This is a genomic window from Mesorhizobium sp. M0244 (assembly GCF_040321795.1).
Classification (GTDB): Bacteria; Pseudomonadota; Alphaproteobacteria; order Rhizobiales; family Rhizobiaceae; genus Mesorhizobium.
This window is the reverse complement of sequence record NZ_JAMYSE010000079.1, coordinates 1-19,445: the sequence shown is the minus strand read 5'-3', so window position 1 is coordinate 19,445 and position 19,445 is coordinate 1. Positions and strand designations below refer to the sequence as shown.

The window sequence follows — 19,445 nt, the reverse complement described above, 5'->3', positions numbered from 1 at the left end:
GTTCTAGGCCAGAGGCCTGGAGTTATCCCGCGCACCTTGCTGGATAGCGGACCGGGTTGCGTCGTCCGCCCTCGCTGCTCGCGAAGCTCGAAAACTGTTTGCCGCGAGCTGCCGGGCGCCGCGAGCGGCACGGCCGGCGGCCCAGCGCGCGCCGGAATAGCGCACGGCATTCCTGCCGAACGTCCCATATGAGTACCGGGCTCCCACGGTGCTGAGATAGCCGCCGCCATTCAGGATCGAAGCAATCGACGGTATCTGCATGAGAACGTAGATCCCGATGATCGTCACCAGCACCAGCGGCAGCACCAGCGACATTTTGCTATCCATGGTCGCTCCGCCGGACGTGGCGGTGTTCAGCGCCGCATTGACCAGCGAGAAGTAGAAACCGAGAAAGCCGTAAATCAGGACTTGCTGGATCATCAGAAAGGTGGTGAGCGAAAGGAAGCCTTCGCTCATGCGCGAGGACCATCGGTAAAGCCAAAGAACGATCCATATCGGCGCCAAGGCGAGCGTGATGAACAACATCACTTTGGCGGCGATGATCGCGGCAATGGCAAGCGCTGCGAAGATGATGGCAGACAGCAGAACGAGCAGCGACAAGAGCGCACCAAAAATGTCATAGAAGGATCCGCTGTAGACCTGATTGGCGACGTCCTGCGCCCCCTGGTAGAGATTGTCGATAAGCGCTGGAATTGCCGCCTGGTCGCTGAGCTGGTTGCCGGTGGCCCGCGACACGGCGCCGACGATCACCTTGCCGACCTCGTCTGGAATGCTTTGCGCGAGCTGATAGATCGTCGCGGAAAATGTGCCCCATCCCGTTAGCAGCAGATAGATGATGACGGCGCGGCCGAGGCGATAGGCCGCTTCGATTGGCGAAATCGACTCACGCCCGCTCAGGATCGAATAGCCCCACCACACGATATAGAGGGTCAGCATCAGGGTGAAGACGTTGCCCATCGCATTGCCCAACTGCATATAGACGGTGCGGACGAAGTCCTCACCGATGTTGTCAATGCCACCGAGAATGCTTTCGGCGAGACCGTTCATGGATCCTCGTCAATGATGCTGGCGAACGGCGTTGAATTGACCGGCTTCAGCGCGCCGCATTCGTCGGCGTGCGCATACGCCAAACGCCCGCACGGCGCTTTCAGTTCGCGATTTGCGCATCCGAAAAGCCCTGCGCTGAGCCCGATCACAACGCATGTGCGCAACACCAGCCTCGACAAGTGCTAGCCTCCGCTCTTGCCAAAATTCGCGAACGGATTGACGTTTCGAGGTGTCATCATCTTCTGGACCTGGCTCTGACGAAGAAGGTCTGTCTTCAGCTTCTCATTCAATGCCGCGACCGCACCGTTCTGGACGCCGATCAATTCGTTGACCGCGCGCGCGTTTTCGAGCTGCATTCGCGTGTTCTGGTCTACCGAACCCTTGACGTCCTGCGACTTGCCGATCTGCCCGCTCGCGGACTGCAGTGACTGTTCGCGCTGGGTGACGCCCTGCGAGGCCTGCGAAGTCAACGCGCTTAGCAGCGAGGCCACGTTGACGCTGCCGCCGTAGGCTGAGTTGACGGCGCTCGTCTCTTTGCCGGCGATCTGCTGGAGCTGCTTCACCAGCTGAAGCCCGTTGATCACAGCGCCGGCGATTTTCTGGATTTCGGGGGACAGGCCGCCAAGCGAGAGCGCGCCGCCGTTCAGGATCGATCCGAACGACGGAGCCTGGGCAATCGACATATTGCCGCCGAGGCCCATCTGTCCGATTCCAAGCGAACCGTCACGACTGCCGCTGAGAGCCTGCAGGATCTCTTCGCTCTTTTTTAGGATATCCTTATTCGAGGCCATGATGGAGTTGGTGTTTTCCGCATTCTTGCGGGCTACATCGAGATTAGCGCCATCGATAACGGCAATCTGTGCGAAGGCCGTGCTTGCCCAAAGCGCCAGACTGGCCGCAATCGCGAATTTCTTCATGTCAGCCTCCTATTGTTGCAAGGAATCGATCACGCTGGCAGCGCCAGCAGGGTCGGGGGTGATGATCATCGAGCGGCTGTCGGCTGAGCTTGCCCCTGCGTTCTCAGGTGCGCATGGTAGCCACCGGCCGCGATCGATCTTCAACCGTTCAAATTCCGCGGGATCACAAGAGAACGGGTTTGCAGAGCCGCTCTTTGGCCGTTGCACCAGTTTGGACGACTGCGATGCCTGAACGTTCTGCAACGACAGAAGTTGGGCCAGCAACGCCGTGAAGTCCCCCGCCTGGGCGAGGTACTGGTTGGTGACATCGGCGTTGATCCCACGAGCCGACGAGTTCAGCTCCCAAGCGTCTTTGTATTCCGTCACCTGGCCAACGGTGCCAGCTACCGCGTCGATCGCCGCATCGTTGGCGCCCATCTGCGATGAGCTTGCATCAAGCCCGCCAGCCGCCTTCCTGACCGTGCCCATGGCCGCGTCCTGGGCCGTGCCGCCTGCGCCGTCGGCCGTTACGATCGAGAAGGGTGGCGGCGCGGCGGCCGGAGCCTTGCCGCTCGACACATATTCGTTGAAGTAGTTGTTCCAGCGGCCGACCCCGCCGGCCCACTGGTTTTGCTCGCCAGCGTTCGATCCGTTGTAGAAGGAAGCGAGACAGCTATAATTCGTTGCCCCGCATTGCTTCACGCCCATTCCGAGATATTTGACACCGCCTTCGACGTTCTGCTCGTTCACGTCGCGGTCCAGTCCCATGGACTTCCCGGTGCCCTTGGTCAGCTGCATGACGCCTTTGACGCCGGTATGGCTCCCGGCGCAGGTGTCGAAGCGCGATTCCTGATAGGCGACGGAGAGCGCCAGGCCTTCGGGCACGCCGTACTTTTGCGCATAATAGCGGATCATCTTCACGTTGCCCGCGTCGCGCTGCAACGCTTCGGCCGGCGACCGGCGAAACATGTGTGAGCGATATTTGTTCGAATAGGTGCAGACGACGCTTTTTTTCTTGTCGGTTTCGCCCCTCTTCGCCTCATCCGACTTCTTGCTGTGCTGTTCGTCCTCTTGCCGCTTGTCGAGGTTCTGCCCGTCGATCACCGCGATCTGAGCGACAGCCACGCTCATGCTTCCCGCCGTCGCAAGAGCCACCGCCAGACAAGCGCCGCTAAGCCGCTTCGTCATGCTCGTTCTCCCATCCGCAGAAGTATGGCAGCCACGCCTCCGGCTCCTCGCCGAAAATCTCCCGGAGCCGTGCGCATTCCTTGCTGTTGGCTTCGTTCGAGGACAAGACCTTGACGAGATCGGGCATCGCCGACAAATCGAGCTTGGCGACGATCGAGTCGCTGTCGTGCTTGACGAGGAAGGTGCGTGTTTCCTTCGCCGTTCGGCGCACGAACTCGAATTCCTTCGCCGTCAGCGAGAAGCGCTCCATGTAGGACTCCTTGCTCGCCTTTGGGTTGGGGAAGAAAATGTTGGTCTTCGTTTGCTCGATCAGCGACGACGAGATCGAGGAATTGACGACGTCTTCCGCTGTCTGCGTGCCAAAGCCGACGACGCCGTTGCGGCGACGAATGGTCTTCAGCGTCTCGTTGATGAAGGCGGCGAAAACCTCGTCGTCCAACAGCTTCCAGCCTTCATCGAGGAAAAGCATGATCGGCGAGCCGTTGATGACGTCCTCAAGACGGTGGAAGATGTAGAGCAACGCCGCCGAGCGCAGCTTTTGGTCGCCCAGGATCTTAGTCATGTCGAACCCGACAACGGGTTTCGAGAAATCCACCAGATCGACGGGATTGTTGAAAAGCCAGCCCTTGTCCTTCGGGTCGAGCCAGGGTTGTATCCGCGCGGCCAGATCATTCATACCAGGCGTGAGCGAGCCCCGCAGCACTTCCGGCAGCAGGTCGAAGGTCCGCTGTTCGCGCGGAATCTTGTAGATCATGTCGACGGCGGCGTTGATGACGCGCATCTCCGCCACGTCCAGCGCGCCACCTTCCGGCGTCAAAATGTAGATGAGCAAATCTTCCAGGAAAGAACGGTTTTCTGCCGTGTCCTCGAGCTGCAATGGCGCGAACCCTGTCGGCTGGGAAGGTTCCATCACCTCGTAGCGACCGCCGAGCGCTCGAACGAAAATTTCAGCACCGCGCATATAGTCGAAATATACACATCGCGGCCGCGGCATGATGCGCATGGCCTGCGCCATCAGGAACGACAGCACCACGGTCTTGCCCGAGCCGGTCGGGCCGAACACCGTGAAGTGCCCGACATCGTGAACGTGGAAATTGAAATAGTAGGCCGTCTGGCTGGTCGTTTCGAGCAAAGCGATGGGGCGTTTCCAATGAAGCCGCTCACGTTGGCCGGACGGGAAATTATGTCCTGAGAAAAGGCCTGCGAAGTTAAGGGACGAGATCAAAGCGCGTCGCGCGATGTAGCTGAAATTTCCCGGCAATTGCGCCCAGAAGGCGAGTTCCGTGTTCAGTGTCTCGCGAACCGGCACGATCGACATGCGCGAAAGCTCGGCCGTAATGTCTGATAGCGCGCGGTTGAGCCCACTCATGACCGGTGCCAAGGCCATGACGCTCATGTGATGTTGTCCGAAGACGACTTCGCCACCGGCCAGCTTGTCGGCGCCATCATGAACGGACTCCTCGACCGTCGTGCCCGCCTCGTCCGATCCCTCAACCTGGTTGGCGATCGTGTGGATCCTGCGCATCGCCGTGACACGGTCTTCGATCGCAAAACTCTGCGTCAGGACGAACTCATGTGGCAGGCGCAAGAGACCGTCCAATGAGCCGGGAGCGGTGAACGGAGGGTATTCCTTGATTGACACCATGGCGCCGAGCTTGCCAGCGTCCGGCCCGCGAAGTTCCAGCGCGGACTTTCCGAAAAACAGCTGCCGCGTCGCCAGCACATCGCCAAGGCTCATGCGCGGCAAAGGCATTTCCACGTCGACGCCGCCCGCGAGGATCTTCGCCAAAAATTCCGCAGGCTCGGAAAAGAAGCTATTGCGGCGCTTCACGACACCGAGAAGACGCGCACCATAAGCGGTAAAATCCTTGGCGACGCCGTCGAGAACGTCATGCAGTTCGGCTATCGCCTCTTCGCGGGTTTCTTCGCCTGCGGTACTGATGCGGAATGCGTTGAGCGCCTTGTCCACCCAGCCGACGCGGCCGACCATCGGTCGGCGTATGACCGCCAGATACGCCTCGTTGACGAAAAGGTTTTTCGCCCCAAGCTGATCCATGTAGCGGGCGTCGAGCTCGGCCACGAAAGGATTGTCAAAGTCGCCTTCGATCTCGGGCGTCACGTGGCGGCGGATGATCGTTGTGTAGACCGCAAATCGAGAGGTCGAGAGATTGCGGAACGTGGTGTTGCGGTTGAACATTCGGCCGTTCAACTCGGCTTGGTCCATCGTCTGGAACGGCAGGCCACTGAGCTGGATGGCGCCGACGAGAAAGCCGCTCTTCGTCACGATCAGATTGTCATCGACATGGCGAAGATAGGGGATGTGCATCGCCGCGGGCTTTTCACGCCGCCGCTCACGGCCAAATTTCAGGTCGGCATCGAGGCTCATGGCGAATAGCTCCTCGCGCCCCAGAAAGTAAGGTTCGCCACCGCTCCCCGTTTGGAGATGTGCCGCTCGAAAACATGAAACATGTACGGGTCGCGCTGGCACAGATATGCGCTGACCAGATGCACCACGCCGAACACGCCAAGGCCGAGCATGAAGCTGCTCGTGGCGATAAAGCCGATCACCGCCAGGATGCCGTTTAGTGCAAAAACCTCATAGCGCACCCCCCATTTCATCGGCGGGCGTGTCAGTGGCAGGCTGACCGGCTCGACATAGACCTCCTCGTCGTCCATGTCTCAGCTGCCTCCCGCCGTCGCGCGAACAGAATCGACCAGTTGGGCGGCGCCGAAGATCAGAGCGATGCCGATGATGATGGAAAACGCCGTCATCCACGCCAGCCGGCCCGTCATCGCGACGAAGCCAAAAAAACAGACCGCGATGATGGCAAATGAGCGCGCTATGTTGCCTTGCAGAACGCCGACAAACCACTCCATCACATTTTCGACTGGCGCCGCCGACTGGGCATACGCAGTGGCCGGCGCGAGAGCTATTCCGACCGCCGAGGCCAAGGCCAGCTTCAGGGCGAATTTACCCGCTTTCCTGTATTCCACCCTTGGCTCCTTTCAGTTGCCGAAATCCATGACATGACCATCCTGCCAAGTGTCCTCGCTCGCTGGCGGAGCGGCCGCGAGCGTTTCCAATTTGGGTAGGGTGGATTTTTTGACGACACCGCCGAACTTCCAGCGGTTCAATATTTTCACGATGTATTCTGCCGTCTCCGGATTCACCGGAATGCCCTTCGCCTTGTAGACGTTGTTGGCCCCGGCGTTGTAGGCCGCGAGCATCAGCAGCGGATCTTTGAACTGGTCGTACAGTGACTTCAGATACCGGATACCAGCCCGGACATTTGCCCGTGTATCGCAGGGGTTTGTCACGCCGAGATCGGAGGCCGTTCCTGGCATCAGCTGCATGATTCCCAAGGCCCCGGCTTTTGACGGACCCTGGTTGGCACCAAGATCGCTTTCGGCCCATGCAATTGCTTCGGCCAGATCGGCGTCAAATCCTTGTTCAGCCGCTATTGAGCGCACAAGGCTCGCGATCTGTGCACGGTTGCCACCCTCACAAGCTCCGGAGCGATCTATACCGGTTGCCGCCACAGCTTTCGCCGGCGTTGCAAAGGCGACGGCAACGCGCTCTGATGCCATGTCCTGAGCCAGCGCCGTGAAAGGCGCTATGGCACCGCAAAGCGATATTGTCAGGAGAGGTCGAATCATTGGCTTGCCACAATTTGACACTTTACTATGGCTACACTCTGCCCTAGTAAAGTGTCAATCGATAAGCGTGACGAGAACGGAAATCCGATGAAACAGACAGCCATATTCGTCGCCTTGCTGCTCCAAAGCACCGTGGGTTTCGCAGCCGCCGCGAGCGCCCCGAATGCCTTCGATGAGCCATCGAAGGACTACTTGCTTCAGTTCTCGAAGCCTGGCGAGAAGGTCTTTGTCTATGAGCGCTACGACGCCAAGGGCGCGCTTTATCGGCGTGACGTTACCGCCTTGAAGATGCCGGTGAGGGTGAAGTCGGCTACTGAGCGCGTTATCAACGGCGCGACGTATCGGCTGCGCGGCCTCACAGCGTGCCCAAAGCCAAAAATCACATATAAAGCCGAAGAATGGGACTGCACGAAAGCCGCGCAAGATTACGAAGAGCGGATCTACAACCACCGTGCATCTGTCGTTCTTTGCAAGACGCTTGTTTTGCAAAGCAAGAAGGATGAACCCGACGCCGTGTCGTGCTTCTCCCTCGTCGGTGCAGGCGATGCAAACGATCCGTACACGGTCGCCTATGATGATGACGAAATGGTCTTTTTCGACATGGCGGCGATTGGTAACAAGGATGGCAAATCTCTGCGCCCCGATCTGGAACATTCGGGCGAACTGGGCGAGCAGTTCCAAAAATGAGAAGGTTCAGCCTCGCAGCCATTGCCGTTGCACTATCCGCATCGGCTCACGCACAGGAGAGCAATGCTTCCACCGAACCGACTCCGTTCCAAGTATCGAAGTCGGCTCAACTGCTAACCGGCGACACATGGCGCGATGGAGACCGCCTGTTCCATCTCTATGGGGTCCAATCGTGTTTACGAGGGACAATCGCAGAGGAGGCCGGCGGCAGGAAAATTGATTGCGGCAACGCATCGCTGGCGCACTTGGCCGCGCTGTTTGACGGCACGGCAATCACCTGCCAGCCAATCGGCTACGCGCTCGACGAGGCGGCTTTTGTCATATGCGGAGCGCAGTTGAACGGCGAAACAATCGACGTCGGAACGGCCCTCATCTCGACGGGATATGCTTTTGCGGCGACGACAGTAAAAGGCAAGGCAGTCAACGGCAATTACCTAGTTGCCGAATTGGATGCGAAGTCGAAGCGCAGAGGATTGTGGAACACAACGTTTCAGCACCCAGTACAAATGCTGCTGAAACGCATATCGGAGAGATAATGATGAGCCGCGATGACGACGCCCACAACCATTACCATGGATATCCGGTGCAAGGACGCACCGACCGCTCAATTGGCGATGCCGTCGCATTCATCGCTATTATCTTGGTCCCCGCGGGAGTTTATGCCGCCTGGCACGCCATCACAGCATGGCTTTCGGCACTCTTCTCTTAGGATTGCAGTTTCGTGAAAGAACCGAGCACCGCCTGCAAATCGTCAACGTCAATTTCGCACCAGCCATGACCCATCAACCGTTGGAAATAAGCTGCCTTCATTTTCATATCCGCGACAGTGGCTACTGGAGCGATGGCGGCTCTCCTTCGTGCCGCGGCCTCTTGCGCCATAACCGCGTCCATCCTCTGACCCAGCAAGGCCGCGTCCGCCCCTTCAGCTTCCATCAATCGCCTGCCGAGATATTCGAGCATGGCCAGGCTCTGACGATGTGCCGCAATAAGATTCGCGACACCTTCAGCCGGTTCCATTTGTCCGTTGCTGCAGACCAGTTGAATAGCCATCGTCCTCCTCCTGGCGTACATTGGTCACATACTGATACCTCGGGAGGTAAGGAAAAATAGGGATGGCATCATCCCTATTTTGAAGCGACGATTCTAAGACCGGGCGGGGGTGCCTGCGTAGAAGGATTGGCTTCTAATGTTTCGTGCCCTGGTGGTTGAAGACCAGACGCTTATGCGTCTGGCATTAATGAACGAAGTGCAAGCAAGCTTCCATGACTGCATCGTTGTAGGTGCCGAAACCTTGGAGATTGCGACCAGAGAGCTTCAAAACATCCAATTTGATCTCATCGTAATTGATCCCGGCTTGCCCGGATTTGATCCCACGTCAGAAACTGCTCGGGTTTCTGTCGTCGACAAAATCATGGAAGCCTCTGCGAGCGCCATCCATATCGTCGTCACCGGCTCTGACAATCGAACCGAAGCCGAAGGCTTCCAGCAGATCGGCGCCGCAGCTTATCTCGGCAAAACCGGCCTTGCGCCCGGCGTTTTCAGCGACGTGCTCGAGGACATTTCATCCAAGGGCTTCTCCCTGCGCCTTTCGCGAGTCGCCATGACAAGGCCCGACTATCGCTTTTCCGTTCTGACGCCTCGCGAGCATGAAATCATCGACATGATGGCCCGCCGCGCGCCTGGCGTGAAACGGAAAGAGATTTTCGCCCTCATGTCAGAGCGGCTGGGCATCGATGCCGGCTCTGCCGAAAGGTACTACAAGCAGGCCCGGGCCAAACTCATGAGGCAAGGTCATCCGCTACCACAGGGGCTGTGATCGCGATGGCTTCTCTAACCGTACATGGGATCAAGGTTCCCGTGGAACCGCAGGATGTCTCGCCGGTCATCTGGCGAGCGCTTCAAAGCCAGAGCTATGAGGCGAAGGAAGCGAAGTGGATTTTCAGGGCAGTCAAGGCGCGCGATCGCGTACTGGAGCTAGGGTCCGGTATCGGCATCATCACCGCACTGATTGCGAAAATCCCCGGCGTTCAGGTGTGGGCTTTTGAAGCAAATCCCGCAACAGCGGAACTAGCGAAGCGCGTGATAGCGGCCAACGATCTCGACAATGTCACATATTCCCAGGGTATCCTCACAGCAGGCCCGCCGCGGTCCTTCACCTTCTACGTTCGCCGGGACCTTTGGATGTCTTCCACGGACAAAGACCAAGGACCATATGAGCGCGAACTTTCGATCGTCTCGGCCGACGTCGATCGTTTCATCACCGATCATCAAATAAACGCCCTCGTCATGGACATTGAAGGTGCTGAGAAAGAACTTCTGCAGGATGCCGAGCTGCCCGGCGTCGAGCGCATTTTTCTTGAGCTGCACGATCATCTCTATGGCCTTGACGGCGTCCGCAACATCACGCTTGCCCTAGCAGAAAAGGGATTTGCCTACGATCCGCGGGGCTCCCGAGGACCTTGCGTGCTCTTCGCCAAGAACGATGGACCCCGCGAATACGAGGATGTGGAAGATGTTGCGTAATGCTCTCGCCGTCATGTTTGCCCTGTCCCTTCCGCTCGCCAGCGCCGCCGAGGAAATTCCCCTCGATCCCAACGAAGTGTCGGTTCAAGACGCCAGCGGCAAGACCGTCGCCATCTTTTCGGTAAAGCAGCTGCGGGCAGAGTTTCCGCAACAGACCTATGACACGCGTACGCCCTGGACGAGCAACAACGAGAAAATAGAATATCGTGGGCCACTGCTTGCAAATGTGCTTGCCAAGGCCGGAATCACCGCCGCGCAGGAGGTGAAAGTTGTCGCCTATGACAACTTCGTTTCCGATATTCATATGGACGAAATCCGGTCCTATAATCCGATCTTGGCGATCGAGCGTCGTTGCAACGAGAACGACAAGGCCGGTTCACATTGCCTGCCGGGTCAGGATTTCCGCCCGATCAGCATGGTAGAGAAAGGCCCCATCTTCATCGTTTGGCCCTTCGACCAGCTGCCCGCCTCCTACGTTCCCGCAAGAAACTCGATCTGGGTATTTTTCCCAGTCATCCTGCGCGCCACGCAATGAAGTTCTTCAACGGCCGTTTGTTCACTGTTCTGCCGTATCTCGGTATGGCTGCGGCGCTTGGCCTGAGTGCGTGGACGTTCATCCAATCGAACCGCTATCGTCAGGAGACTGATGCCATCCTCAATCAGACCTTCGAGATTCAGTGGCGTGCGGCACAGATTCGCGAGCGTCTTTTGCGAGTCTATGGCTATCTTCGCATCGCCGACGAGACGGGCAAGCTTGATGCGGACATCGATCGACAAATGGCGCTGGTGAGCGTCAACGTCGCGCAGTTGGAAAACCTGCCCTATCTGAACCGGTTTTTTCCCGACCATGACGCCGAACTCCTGGGCCGGATTCGCCTGACCCTCGAACAGAGAATTGCACCTCTTGTGTCAGCGCGTAGAAACTACACCCAAGCCATTGCCGAGATGGCCAAGCTGGAACAGTCAATTTACGAGATTTCCAGCTCTACCGTTGATCACAGCGCCACCTTGCAGCAGACCGCCAGCATCGACATTGCGGCCTCGCGCAACTGGTTCATCTTCGCCATCGCACTTGGCCTGGGTGCTACCTTCTATCTCGTTATCCATCAGCGTTATGCTTTAGCCAATCGCCGTGACCAGCATATGCGCTCGTTCGCTTCGCTCTTTGCGCATATGACCCGATCGCGGGTTACAGCCTTGAGGCTGTTCCTTGAGCACGCACAACCAGACAAGCAGCCGAGCGGCGAAATGCTTGAGGCTGCGCGCAGTGCTGCGACCGAACTGGAATCGATCACCAACAGTGTGCTTCAGATCGCCTATGCACCACAAGATTCCAGCACTATGTCGCTCGGCCGACTGCTCGAGGATCTTACGCAGGATCGCGGCAGTTTGGTGCAAGTCTCGGTCGATTCCAAAGCGCGCTTGCTACCCGTCCCGGCGACGCCGTTACGGTTGGTGGTGAATGAGCTGATAGAAAACGCGCTGGCCGCTTCGTCGAGCGCCAAAAACGCCCGAGTTCTCATCTCCGCGACAGTCAAGCGGCGCCCCTTTTTCCCGCGCACTTACCTCGTGCTTGAAGTGGCCGACGAGGGCTCAGGCATGCCACCTGCAATCGTTGCAAAAGCAACTACTCCCTTCTTTTCAACGCGAGCCGGGAATCATACTGGCCTTGGCCTGACCGCATGTTCTCAGATGGTCTCGACGCTGAACGGAATGCTCATCATCAAGAGTGCTCATGGTGTCGGCACAACTGTACAGGTCAGAATTCCCCTGGCTTCCGCCGCAGCCACTTTTTGGCAATCGTGCCGCAGGTACGGGCGAACAAAGGAACACTCGTGGGGCGGCTAGCTGTGAGCTCTCAGCTCTGCTCCATTTTCACCTGAATTGCACCGGTATGCGCTATCACGGCGAAAACCTGCCAGCCATTCGGTGTAGCCCAGCTTAGACGGATTATGACGCTGGAAGTTTACGGCTCTCTGAAATGAGAATCTACGCCTCCGGGTGCGTCAGAAACAGGTAGATCAGTTGATGGCGGGACCTTATCGGAAAAGAGGAAGGTCGCTGGATCAAGTTTCAACGCCTTGGCGATCGCGGCAATTGTGTCGACGCTGATATTACCGCTTGCGCGTTCCAATTTCATGAATGTCGCCTCCGCCACGCCTATGAGCTCGGCCATCTCATAGCGGAGCAAAGTGCGTCGTTTTCGCTCAATGTCGATGATGTGCGCCAGACGCTTGCGGATTGCAGTCTCGTCCAACTGATGCGCCCATTCGGGAAGTTTTTTTCCGCCCGCGAGCAGGTCTGCAACTGACACATGCAAGCCGCTTGCCATGATTTGCAACGTCGTCAGGGTGACATTGTTTTTCTGCCGCACGGTCTGGATGTAGGTCCGGTAGGCGAGCCTTTCGCCCTCGACAGTCCGGAACAGCTCGGCCATGTGCATATGGGATAGGCCACGCCTGGCTCTCTCCCGCTCCAGCGTTGTCGCAATGTTGACACGCAACGGGTTGTCGACCACGCCCGCGATGTCTCGTTTCATAAATCGATGTAGTCGCACAAACCTACCTTCTCGATCTGTCCTTTTTCGCGCGGATGATCCATAGTAAAGTATCAGAATCCGCCGCGAGGAAAAGGCTATGATCGTACTGAAATATCTCTTGGTGGGTGCAGCCGCCGTCGCGGGCGCCGCAGCTCTTCCATCCCAATCACAGGCATCGGAATGGGGCTGTCAGGTCCTCCTCTGTCTGTCCGGTGACTGGCAGGGCACTCCTTCTTGCCACCCGCCAATCTACAAGTTGATTGCGGCGATGAAAGCTCCGGGTTTTAACTGGCCGACCTGTCCGCAAGCCAACTCCAGCGCCGCGAGATACGAGAAGTATGAGGATTGTCCTTCTGGCTGGCAAGCAGTTGGCAGCTACGACTCCGATCGGCCAGGAATGAGGCAAGAACGGAACATCTGCCGCATCAGCTCCGACAGGCTCACACTGCCCGTCACTTTCACGAATAGTCGCCTCGGCCAAGACCATGACAACGGATCTCGACAGGCCCAGATCAAAATGAACGGTAAGTTGGTGACGGCAAAAATCCAGATCACGGGCAACGATAGAGGGCATTCCCTTGGTAACGGCTCCACCTACTACACCATCTCTCGGCCGATGCGCGCAAAGCCCTGGTTCATCGAGTATGACGACGCGAACGGCCTACGCCAGAAAAGCTGGTTCAATCTCAACGTGCCATAAGCCAGTTCAATCTCAACGTGCCAATAAGCCAGGTGATCACGCAGGACGAGTCGCCGTGAGGATCACAAAACGTCTCTGTCCGGTTCATTCACGCCGACGACAGCGATGGCTTCGAAAGCTCAATGCGAATACTGGATCAGGGAAGGGTAATAAGTGTTGAAGGCGCTTCTCCTGTCGACTGCGATAATGAGCACATGGGCAGTCTCGACGGCGGCTGGTCAGAGCGACAAGCCGCGATCGAGCGCGGACAATCCGATGTGGCCCGCTTCACTGAAATGGGACTGCAAGACCGCCGCAAAAATCGTGTGTGAGCGTGACGGCAGTTGCACAGTGGCCGAGGACCACACTGGATTTGTGCTGAACTATGGCAGCAACGAAGCTGAGTTCCCGGCCAGCAATGTCAGGATCAAACGGCACTATCAACAGACCGTGCAGGCAAGCCCTTTGCAGCAGGAAGTTAAAGTCGAACTGGCTGACAATCGCGTTCTTTGGCTGACGGCCGTGGATGCCAGCCGCACTTATTCGGAAGCCTGGGTCGGCGCATTGAGCGAGTTAAAGGGCGGCGCGGTACTCATGGAATCCGAGGGCATCTATTGCATGCCGCACAAGTGAGTGAGCCGAGAGGGAAGGGGTGAGTGAGCCGAGAAGGGAACGCGAGCGAAAACCGATATGGTCTGACCTCGAGCAGCCACCGGCGTTTCAGAAAACTCCGGCGTAACCGACTTCCGGTTCTAGGTGTTTCATCAGTGATCAGGGGGGATCTAAAGTAACATTGACCTGAGCAATGAGCTTCGATAAGACCTCGATGCGGTGCAACTGCATTCGCTCACTGAAACCAGCGCCAATACTTATAAAGTTGCATAAGATATATTATGGAACTCGGCGGCGGTCTTCTAGCTGTTGCTTTTTTCTCTCCTGCCGCAGCTTACGAATTTGTGGATTCTTTCAGTAAACTGCGGTTATCGGGTTTGAACTATGGTGTCACAGTCGGAAACGACAGCGCATCGCGATGCTGTTGGGGGGCGTCCACCGCATCGATTAGGACTGAGCATGAGGGGGAAGGCGGATAGCCGAAGCGTGACAGTGTGATGACCCGAAAGACCTCGCCAACAGGGCGGCCGTAGGAGCACCAGCATAGCGCCGCGGTCAGGCGCGATACGGACCGACAGCCCCCCAAGGGCGCTGATTGATCGATCGAAATTGAACGGGTCATTTTATCAGCTGACATAATCCAATCGAATTCCTCGCGACGTTTCAGCACGCGCCTGGATTTTTCTGCATTTGGCTCCGGCGAAGACCCCGGTGGTGCGGTGGAAGCGCACCACCGGGCATCGTGGACTTGTTTTCATCAGCCACCAGGACTGCTGCATTGGGGCAGGGATGGTTCCAACCTTCTAGGCGTCGCCAAACCGCGCATCTTTGGTTGGATGCCGAATTCCGTGTGCGACGTTGCCGGATCGACACCAGCCATGGCCGCGACCCAGAGTTGCCACGTCGGAATGGCTAAGCACCTTGCCGTCGCCGGACTTGATAGTTTCGACGACATTGCCCGGCGAACAGTCATTGACCGACCCTTGTCCGTGGTGCCCGGTACGAGAAGACGAGGTTATTGTTGGGCAAACCACAGCTCGTTGGCGTCGATACCGGTCCCGAAGTCCAGCTCGTCATTGTCGGTGAAGGAGCCGGATTCGACAATCGTCTCCGACCCGTCCTTTTATGCGTTCCGTCTTCGAGTGCCTGTTTTGTGCGGTCTCCGGCCCTCGTTTGTCGACGACGAGAGTTCTATGCACCGGCCTATCGAGCGAAGATAGGCAACGATCTCCGGTAGCAGGTGATCACGATCGCCAAACTCTTCCACGATTCTTTTTACCTTGCGCCAGGGTACCTTCCCGTCAACATCGCCCAGTGAGTAGCCTAAGTGACCGATCGCGCAGATATCACAGCCAGCCTCGATCACCTTGTCGACGAAGGCGGGAATCTCGCTCGCTTTCATTAGCCGCATGTTGCTGGTCATCGCAGATATCTCCGTTGGTGGTCGGCATGGAAATTGCGCCGACGCCCATTGTGCTCGAACCTGCACGCACTTCGCTACCTGTGCACTTGCACAGGTTTTAGGGTCTCAGGCCTGCCGAAGGCGCCCGATCGAGCGTTCCTGCGCATTTGTTCATTGTTGGCACCCCGGGCACTCAACCGTGTTGCTAGAACAGCCCACCTGCTCCGTTCCAGCAAGGCAGCACTGGCCACCGGAACGCTCCCCTTGGGCGCACTGAAAGGCGATGCCGGCGCTCAGGCAGTCGGAGTCAGTCATGCCGAGGCGCGATTTCCTTCTCCTCGCAAGTCGCTCGAGCCCCACGCGCTCTTTTCGTTCTGGAGTCCAGTAGGTTGGGCCGAGGTTGGCGCGATCGAGGGGTCTCTTTCCATTTAGCTATAGGTTGGAAAAGCTCCTTAAATCCCGTAGTCAGGAGTCCACCAATCGGTCGAGATGGCTGCGACCCGCGCTGCGGGCGGGATTGGGTGCTCCGACGGATCGATACCCAATACCTGCGCCATTTCTTCTTCGGTGGTATTATCGCCCCCCGCGTATAGCTAAATGGTGTGGACAAACCTGATCCACACGACCTAGCGCGATTTGGAGCCAACCGGCCTGGGACCTGGCGGCCGCCTCTGGCTCTACGCCGCAAAATCGGGCCGGTTCCGCGCGTCTGCATCGAATGACGGAGGTCAGAGGTGGTCGGAACGGGGTGCTCGGCATTTATGATCCGACCATGCGCCAGCGAGTGATCGTCGGCGGGCTCGACGGCGGCATCATGTCAGGGGACTTCGGCCTCCAGGCGCGCGAGGAATGCCGAGACCACGGCGTCGATGTCGACCGGTTCAGTCAGCGTGGGTGACGTCCTGGCTACTCCCCCGATCATCCCCGGTTTGATTCAAATTTGTCTGTCGATATTGGCGATTGCGCGACCTTCACCGTCGTAGACGGCAATGCGGGTGGTTAGAGAGGGTCCTATGACAAGCAATTTTTCCGCCGCCCGAGTGCATTTAGATCGAGCGTATGACTACCTTTGTGGCGATGACCCGATGAGTCGAAGGGGACGCGAAGCCTTGGACCTGCTAATTGAGGCGGTTGCCGTCGAAGAGTTCAAGCAGCCACGCCAAAACGCGGAGGTGCTAAGGTTTCCGATTGGGCGCCGCTTCTGAGGCAATCTCCACGGCCGCCATGTAGCCTCAGGTGAGGCGCTCACCGGTTGCGCTGCCACTATGAACCATGGTGAGCAAATCCTCCCAGAACGCCAAGAAGCCAGCCCGGCATGAGCCGGGGCGGGCAATAGAAAATGGGGAGCCCAAGCGCGCATCCATGAAACGGCGCCGCATGTAAAATTCAGCAGAATGTCCATCCTGGCGCAACGCCACAACAGGCCGCACTCAAAGGCCGAATACATGCCTGCAGCCGACCGACCTGTCATCAATGTCAGAAAGCCCTTGCCACGCGGAGGCCGTCCATACATGCCACTGAACTGTCCTCCAGTGGCGATTAGAGCCTTGGCCGTTTCTGTTACGCCTCTTGGCGCGGGTTGAGCAACCGGCGGAGGCGCGGAGCCTCCCATCAGCACAGCGTCGGAGCCGTTCGCTCTTAGCGCAAGATTTTGAACTGCTCTTGTCCTGACCCCAGAAAGGCGCTGGAGCGTCATCGCCGACCGGATCGCGTCGTCATCGACGATAGCCAGACCAATCGGGAGGCGATCGTTTCCTGCGACACCACAAATCGCTTGCAGGACCGCTCCCGGCGCCGGCTGAAGCCGATCCGGATCCGCAAGAGTAGATACCTGAATAACCGGATCGAACAGGACCATCGGCGCATCAAGCGCCGTATCCGGCCGATGCTCGGCTTCAAATCGACGGCCACCGCAGCCACCATCCTGACCGGCATCGAAATGATTCACATGATGCGCAAGCGACAGGCGAGGTACGCCTTCAATCCGAATCCGTCCTTGGCCGAGCAGTTCGAAATCCTCGCCGCCTGATTGACCTCGCATCAGGGCCTCTCTGTGCCCCTATTCAGCCGTTGCAACAAAACCGACGAAACAGCTCTCGCCGCATAACCGCCCCACAGTTCCTCATGCTCCCTCCAGAGCCTTCAGTCGCCGAGCCTCGGAGACATCCATCCCGCCGAAGCGGCCCTTCCAGTTGTAATCGAGGCGTCGCTGACCCCGTGCTTGCGGCTCCTTCAAAAATTCCGATGATCTGCTCTTCAGAAAAGCGGCTACGTTTCATGTCCTGGTCCTCTCGATGGGCCAGAACGAACGTCAACCGGATTAGATCAGCGGGGCAAGGTCACCGCATGTCGGCCATGAATACGCCAACCCGATTACATTGTTGGAAATAAGTAACTCGAGCGAAAACGTGCAATTTGCCTTCGACACGTACCCTAATCGCGCAGAGATATCAATTTCCACGTCCTGGAATTCAAGAACGTCATTGTACAGTGGAAAATACGCCTTATATACGGCCTCCTTCAAAACAAAGAGGTCCCGCCGCTCAAGCAGGCGTAGATCGTACATGCGTTGCTCGTTAGGGGTAGCAATCAATTCGATCAAGTTCTCCGGCAGTGGCTCATTAGGCTCAATGTCGATGCCGAGAGTTGCAATCCTCTTCGTTCCTGCAATAGCGGCGGCTGCTACTGTATCGTGGTGAGCCAAAGATCCGACGATGCCGGCCGGCCAGATCGGAACACCAGAGCGCGTCTTTAAGATCGGCAGTGGTGGGAATCCCAGTTTCCCAAGAAGTGTTCGGGCAATTACTCTTGCAGCACCGCTTTGGCGACGGACTTTGGTAACAGCGCGTCCCATCGGGGTAACTTCGGAAGCGTACAAGGTGGATTCGTCGGCCGGTTCTATTGGACGAATGCCGACGAGGATGTTCTGTTGATCAATGGTGATAGTCTCCATCTATTTCTTTGAGCATTTCAAGTGAGAAGCTCAGCCAATGCAGCTTGGCCTTGGAATTGACTCGACTCGGTCGTCGATCAGCAGCGGCGGCGGACCACATATGTTTCCCATCTTTGGATCACCGAGCCAGAACTCCTCCGACATTTGGGGATTGTCGCGATCCGAGACCGAACCTCGTCTGGGTGCCAGAACCTTCGGTGCAGTTCGCTAGGGATCTTTTTCAAGAACCCCGATTAAGGGCGTAGAAATAGCTCGGGCCAGAGCCTTGCGGCTTTCCAGAACACTCATCATCGTCACGTGGTCGCCTACAATCGGTACGGCAGTAATGGCCTCCGGACTCAAGACCCGGTCCCAGCCGCGCATAGGCGAACATGCCTCTGGGCAGAATGAACTCTTAGCTTGTCGTGCCCGAGAACTGAAGAGAGCCTCGGTGGCATAAAACTGATGTATCTCAATTGGCAGGGTTGGGACTTGGTACGCCTGCAGCGCCTTGTGGAACCGGGCGGTCCTTTCATACATCAAAACATCGTTATGGAGATTACGATCCAGAGGTATTGCCCCAATCTGCTGCCCCTTTTCAAGCAGCTGAGAGATTGAACTTTGTCCAGCAAATTGCTCCAACACTTCGAAGCTCTCATCATCTAAGGATTCAAAAGAATCGAGCACGACGTCTCGTACCATTTGGATGGGTGATATCTTTGTCACGTTTGCGGGTAGCGTAACATCGATGAGAGCGATGAACGACACAGCGTCATCGAGACTCAGCAAGCGCTGGGCGATTGCGTAAGCCAAGATTCCGCCTGATGAGTATCCAGCGAAGCGATATGGTCCCTGCGGTTGAATTTCTTTGATCGCGAGGATGACCTGATCAGCTATCGCTTCAAGGGTCAGTGGACGAACTTCATCGAAAGACGGCCATGGTAAAGCGTAGACGGGACAGTCTACGTCCATTTCCTCCACCAGACCGACGACATAGGAACAATCTCCAAAACCTGTGGGGACAAAGAAGAGCGGTGGCTGCGATCCGGTTGGTCGAATGGAAATCACTCCGCGACTCCTGGGCTGTGGCTCCAAATGAATCTTCGATGCAAGTTCCTTCAGAACAGGGGCTTGGAAGAGGTCAGCGGCGCTAAAGTCCAGCCCAAGATCTAATGCTCGACTGAGCAACTGCACCGCCAGGAGCGAATGGCCGCCCAGTTCGAAGAAGTTGTCGTGGCGCCCGACCCGCTCGACACCGAGAAGCTCCGCCCAGATCTGTGCCA

General features: G+C 57.5%; 24 protein-coding genes and 2 pseudogenes. 13 read left to right on the top strand and 13 right to left on the bottom strand.

Translation table 11 applies throughout. From position 1 onward, the window contains the following. Positions 1 to 3: 3 nt before the first annotated feature. A complete protein-coding gene (locus tag NKJ08_RS30205; protein WP_352707187.1) occupies positions 4 to 1,047 on the bottom strand; it encodes a TrbL/VirB6 family protein in 1,044 nt (347 codons plus the stop codon). Positions 1,048 to 1,059: 12 nt separating this feature from the next. Here NKJ08_RS30205 and NKJ08_RS30200 point away from each other — a divergent pair, with 12 nt between their 5' ends. After that, positions 1,060 to 1,233: a hypothetical protein gene (locus tag NKJ08_RS30200; protein ID WP_352707189.1), complete on the top strand. Its 174-nt coding sequence runs from the start codon at positions 1,060 to 1,062 to the stop codon at positions 1,231 to 1,233. Here the strand turns inward: NKJ08_RS30200 and NKJ08_RS30195 are convergent. Genes NKJ08_RS30195 through NKJ08_RS30170 form a run of 6 tightly spaced genes read right to left on the bottom strand, consistent with a single transcriptional unit; the run spans position 1,230 to position 6,719 of the window. Then, on the bottom strand, positions 1,230 to 1,964 hold the full coding sequence (locus NKJ08_RS30195; RefSeq protein ID WP_352784763.1) for a type IV secretion system protein: 735 nt from the start codon (positions 1,962 to 1,964) through the stop codon (positions 1,230 to 1,232). The two genes, NKJ08_RS30200 and NKJ08_RS30195, sit on opposite strands and share 4 nt — an antisense overlap. 9 nt (positions 1,965 to 1,973) lie before the next feature. Continuing rightward, positions 1,974 to 3,131, bottom strand: coding sequence for a transglycosylase SLT domain-containing protein (locus NKJ08_RS30190; RefSeq protein WP_352784760.1), 1,158 nt, complete (start codon positions 3,129 to 3,131; stop codon positions 1,974 to 1,976). Then, complete coding sequence (locus NKJ08_RS30185) at positions 3,115 to 5,517, bottom strand: VirB4 family type IV secretion/conjugal transfer ATPase (protein ID WP_352784757.1); 2,403 nt, start codon at positions 5,515 to 5,517, stop codon at positions 3,115 to 3,117. The genes NKJ08_RS30190 and NKJ08_RS30185 overlap by 17 nt, the downstream gene beginning before the upstream one ends. Further along, entirely contained in the window at positions 5,514 to 5,807 is a 294-nt protein-coding gene (locus NKJ08_RS30180) for a VirB3 family type IV secretion system protein (protein WP_352707200.1), read from the bottom strand. Before NKJ08_RS30180 ends, NKJ08_RS30185 begins: the two co-directional genes overlap by 4 nt. 3 nt (positions 5,808 to 5,810) lie before the next feature. Beyond that, on the bottom strand, positions 5,811 to 6,125 hold the full coding sequence (locus tag NKJ08_RS30175) for a TrbC/VirB2 family type IV secretion system protein (RefSeq protein WP_352707203.1): 315 nt from the start codon (positions 6,123 to 6,125) through the stop codon (positions 5,811 to 5,813). 12 nt (positions 6,126 to 6,137) lie between these two features. Continuing rightward, complete coding sequence (locus tag NKJ08_RS30170) at positions 6,138 to 6,719, bottom strand: lytic transglycosylase domain-containing protein (RefSeq protein ID WP_352784754.1); 582 nt, start codon at positions 6,717 to 6,719, stop codon at positions 6,138 to 6,140. A gap of 156 nt (positions 6,720 to 6,875) precedes the next feature. Here NKJ08_RS30170 and NKJ08_RS30165 point away from each other — a divergent pair, with 156 nt between their 5' ends. Genes NKJ08_RS30165 through NKJ08_RS30155 form a run of 3 tightly spaced genes read left to right on the top strand, consistent with a single transcriptional unit; the run spans position 6,876 to position 8,184 of the window. Beyond that, complete coding sequence (locus NKJ08_RS30165; RefSeq protein WP_352774508.1) at positions 6,876 to 7,475, top strand: hypothetical protein; 600 nt, start codon at positions 6,876 to 6,878, stop codon at positions 7,473 to 7,475. Then, a complete protein-coding gene (locus NKJ08_RS30160; protein WP_352707210.1) occupies positions 7,472 to 8,011 on the top strand; it encodes a thermonuclease family protein in 540 nt (179 codons plus the stop codon). The genes NKJ08_RS30165 and NKJ08_RS30160 overlap by 4 nt, the downstream gene beginning before the upstream one ends. Positions 8,012 to 8,013: 2 nt before the next feature. Further along, positions 8,014 to 8,184, top strand: coding sequence for a hypothetical protein (locus tag NKJ08_RS30155; protein WP_352707212.1), 171 nt, complete (start codon positions 8,014 to 8,016; stop codon positions 8,182 to 8,184). Here the strand turns inward: NKJ08_RS30155 and NKJ08_RS30150 are convergent. Further along, on the bottom strand, positions 8,181 to 8,525 hold the full coding sequence (locus NKJ08_RS30150; protein ID WP_352468892.1) for a hypothetical protein: 345 nt from the start codon (positions 8,523 to 8,525) through the stop codon (positions 8,181 to 8,183). The genes NKJ08_RS30155 and NKJ08_RS30150 overlap by 4 nt on opposite strands. A 136-nt stretch (positions 8,526 to 8,661) precedes the next feature. On the opposite strand from NKJ08_RS30150, the gene NKJ08_RS30145 reads away from it, so the two are divergent. Genes NKJ08_RS30145 through NKJ08_RS30130 form a run of 4 tightly spaced genes read left to right on the top strand, consistent with a single transcriptional unit; the run spans position 8,662 to position 11,846 of the window. Then, entirely contained in the window at positions 8,662 to 9,291 is a 630-nt protein-coding gene (locus tag NKJ08_RS30145; RefSeq protein WP_352707215.1) for a DNA-binding response regulator, read from the top strand. 5 nt (positions 9,292 to 9,296) lie between these two features. Further along, a complete protein-coding gene (locus tag NKJ08_RS30140) occupies positions 9,297 to 9,998 on the top strand; it encodes an FkbM family methyltransferase (RefSeq protein WP_352707217.1) in 702 nt (233 codons plus the stop codon). After that, positions 9,979 to 10,533, top strand: coding sequence for a putative pterin-binding protein (locus NKJ08_RS30135; RefSeq protein WP_352707219.1), 555 nt, complete (start codon positions 9,979 to 9,981; stop codon positions 10,531 to 10,533). Before NKJ08_RS30140 ends, NKJ08_RS30135 begins: the two co-directional genes overlap by 20 nt. Beyond that, on the top strand, positions 10,530 to 11,846 hold the full coding sequence (locus tag NKJ08_RS30130) for a sensor histidine kinase (protein ID WP_352774505.1): 1,317 nt from the start codon (positions 10,530 to 10,532) through the stop codon (positions 11,844 to 11,846). The genes NKJ08_RS30135 and NKJ08_RS30130 overlap by 4 nt, the downstream gene beginning before the upstream one ends. A 118-nt stretch (positions 11,847 to 11,964) precedes the next feature. Here the strand turns inward: NKJ08_RS30130 and NKJ08_RS30125 are convergent, their stop codons facing one another. Continuing rightward, positions 11,965 to 12,537 (bottom strand): helix-turn-helix domain-containing protein, encoded by a 573-nt coding sequence (locus NKJ08_RS30125; RefSeq protein ID WP_352707223.1) that lies wholly within the window; start codon positions 12,535 to 12,537, stop codon positions 11,965 to 11,967. Positions 12,538 to 12,634: 97 nt separating this feature from the next. Here NKJ08_RS30125 and NKJ08_RS30120 point away from each other — a divergent pair, with 97 nt between their 5' ends. After that, the gene (locus NKJ08_RS30120) at positions 12,635 to 13,237 is read left to right on the top strand and encodes a hypothetical protein (protein WP_352707226.1); all 603 of its coding nucleotides are present in this window, start codon (positions 12,635 to 12,637) and stop codon (positions 13,235 to 13,237) included. A gap of 153 nt (positions 13,238 to 13,390) precedes the next feature. Then, positions 13,391 to 13,849, top strand: coding sequence for a hypothetical protein (locus NKJ08_RS30115; protein WP_352707228.1), 459 nt, complete (start codon positions 13,391 to 13,393; stop codon positions 13,847 to 13,849). Between the two features lie 1,102 nt (positions 13,850 to 14,951). On the opposite strand, the gene NKJ08_RS30110 is transcribed toward NKJ08_RS30115, so the two are convergent. Then, the gene (locus tag NKJ08_RS30110) at positions 14,952 to 15,251 is read right to left on the bottom strand and encodes a Y4lK-related protein (RefSeq protein WP_352784751.1); all 300 of its coding nucleotides are present in this window, start codon (positions 15,249 to 15,251) and stop codon (positions 14,952 to 14,954) included. Between the two features lie 751 nt (positions 15,252 to 16,002). Between NKJ08_RS30110 and NKJ08_RS30105 the strand changes: the two genes are divergently transcribed. The 3 genes and pseudogenes from NKJ08_RS30105 to NKJ08_RS30095 all read left to right on the top strand — a co-directional run. Continuing rightward, the gene (locus tag NKJ08_RS30105) at positions 16,003 to 16,128 is read left to right on the top strand and encodes a hypothetical protein (RefSeq protein ID WP_352784749.1); all 126 of its coding nucleotides are present in this window, start codon (positions 16,003 to 16,005) and stop codon (positions 16,126 to 16,128) included. Between the two features lie 115 nt (positions 16,129 to 16,243). Further along, positions 16,244 to 16,435, top strand: coding sequence for a hypothetical protein (locus NKJ08_RS30100; RefSeq protein WP_352509872.1), 192 nt, complete (start codon positions 16,244 to 16,246; stop codon positions 16,433 to 16,435). A 470-nt stretch (positions 16,436 to 16,905) separates the two neighbouring features. Beyond that, positions 16,906 to 17,259, top strand: a pseudogene (locus NKJ08_RS30095) (DDE-type integrase/transposase/recombinase); the annotation flags it as partial. 102 nt (positions 17,260 to 17,361) lie between these two features. Here the strand turns inward: NKJ08_RS30095 and NKJ08_RS30090 are convergent. The 3 genes and pseudogenes from NKJ08_RS30090 to NKJ08_RS30080 form a co-directional block, all read right to left on the bottom strand. Then, positions 17,362 to 17,509: pseudogene (locus NKJ08_RS30090) on the bottom strand (transposase); the annotation flags it as partial. 41 nt (positions 17,510 to 17,550) lie between these two features. Then, complete coding sequence (locus NKJ08_RS30085) at positions 17,551 to 18,183, bottom strand: 4'-phosphopantetheinyl transferase family protein (protein ID WP_352784747.1); 633 nt, start codon at positions 18,181 to 18,183, stop codon at positions 17,551 to 17,553. Between the two features lie 207 nt (positions 18,184 to 18,390). Further along, the coding region (locus tag NKJ08_RS30080; RefSeq protein ID WP_352784744.1) for a thioesterase domain-containing protein at positions 18,391 to 19,445 on the bottom strand (1,055 nt) is incomplete at its 5' end.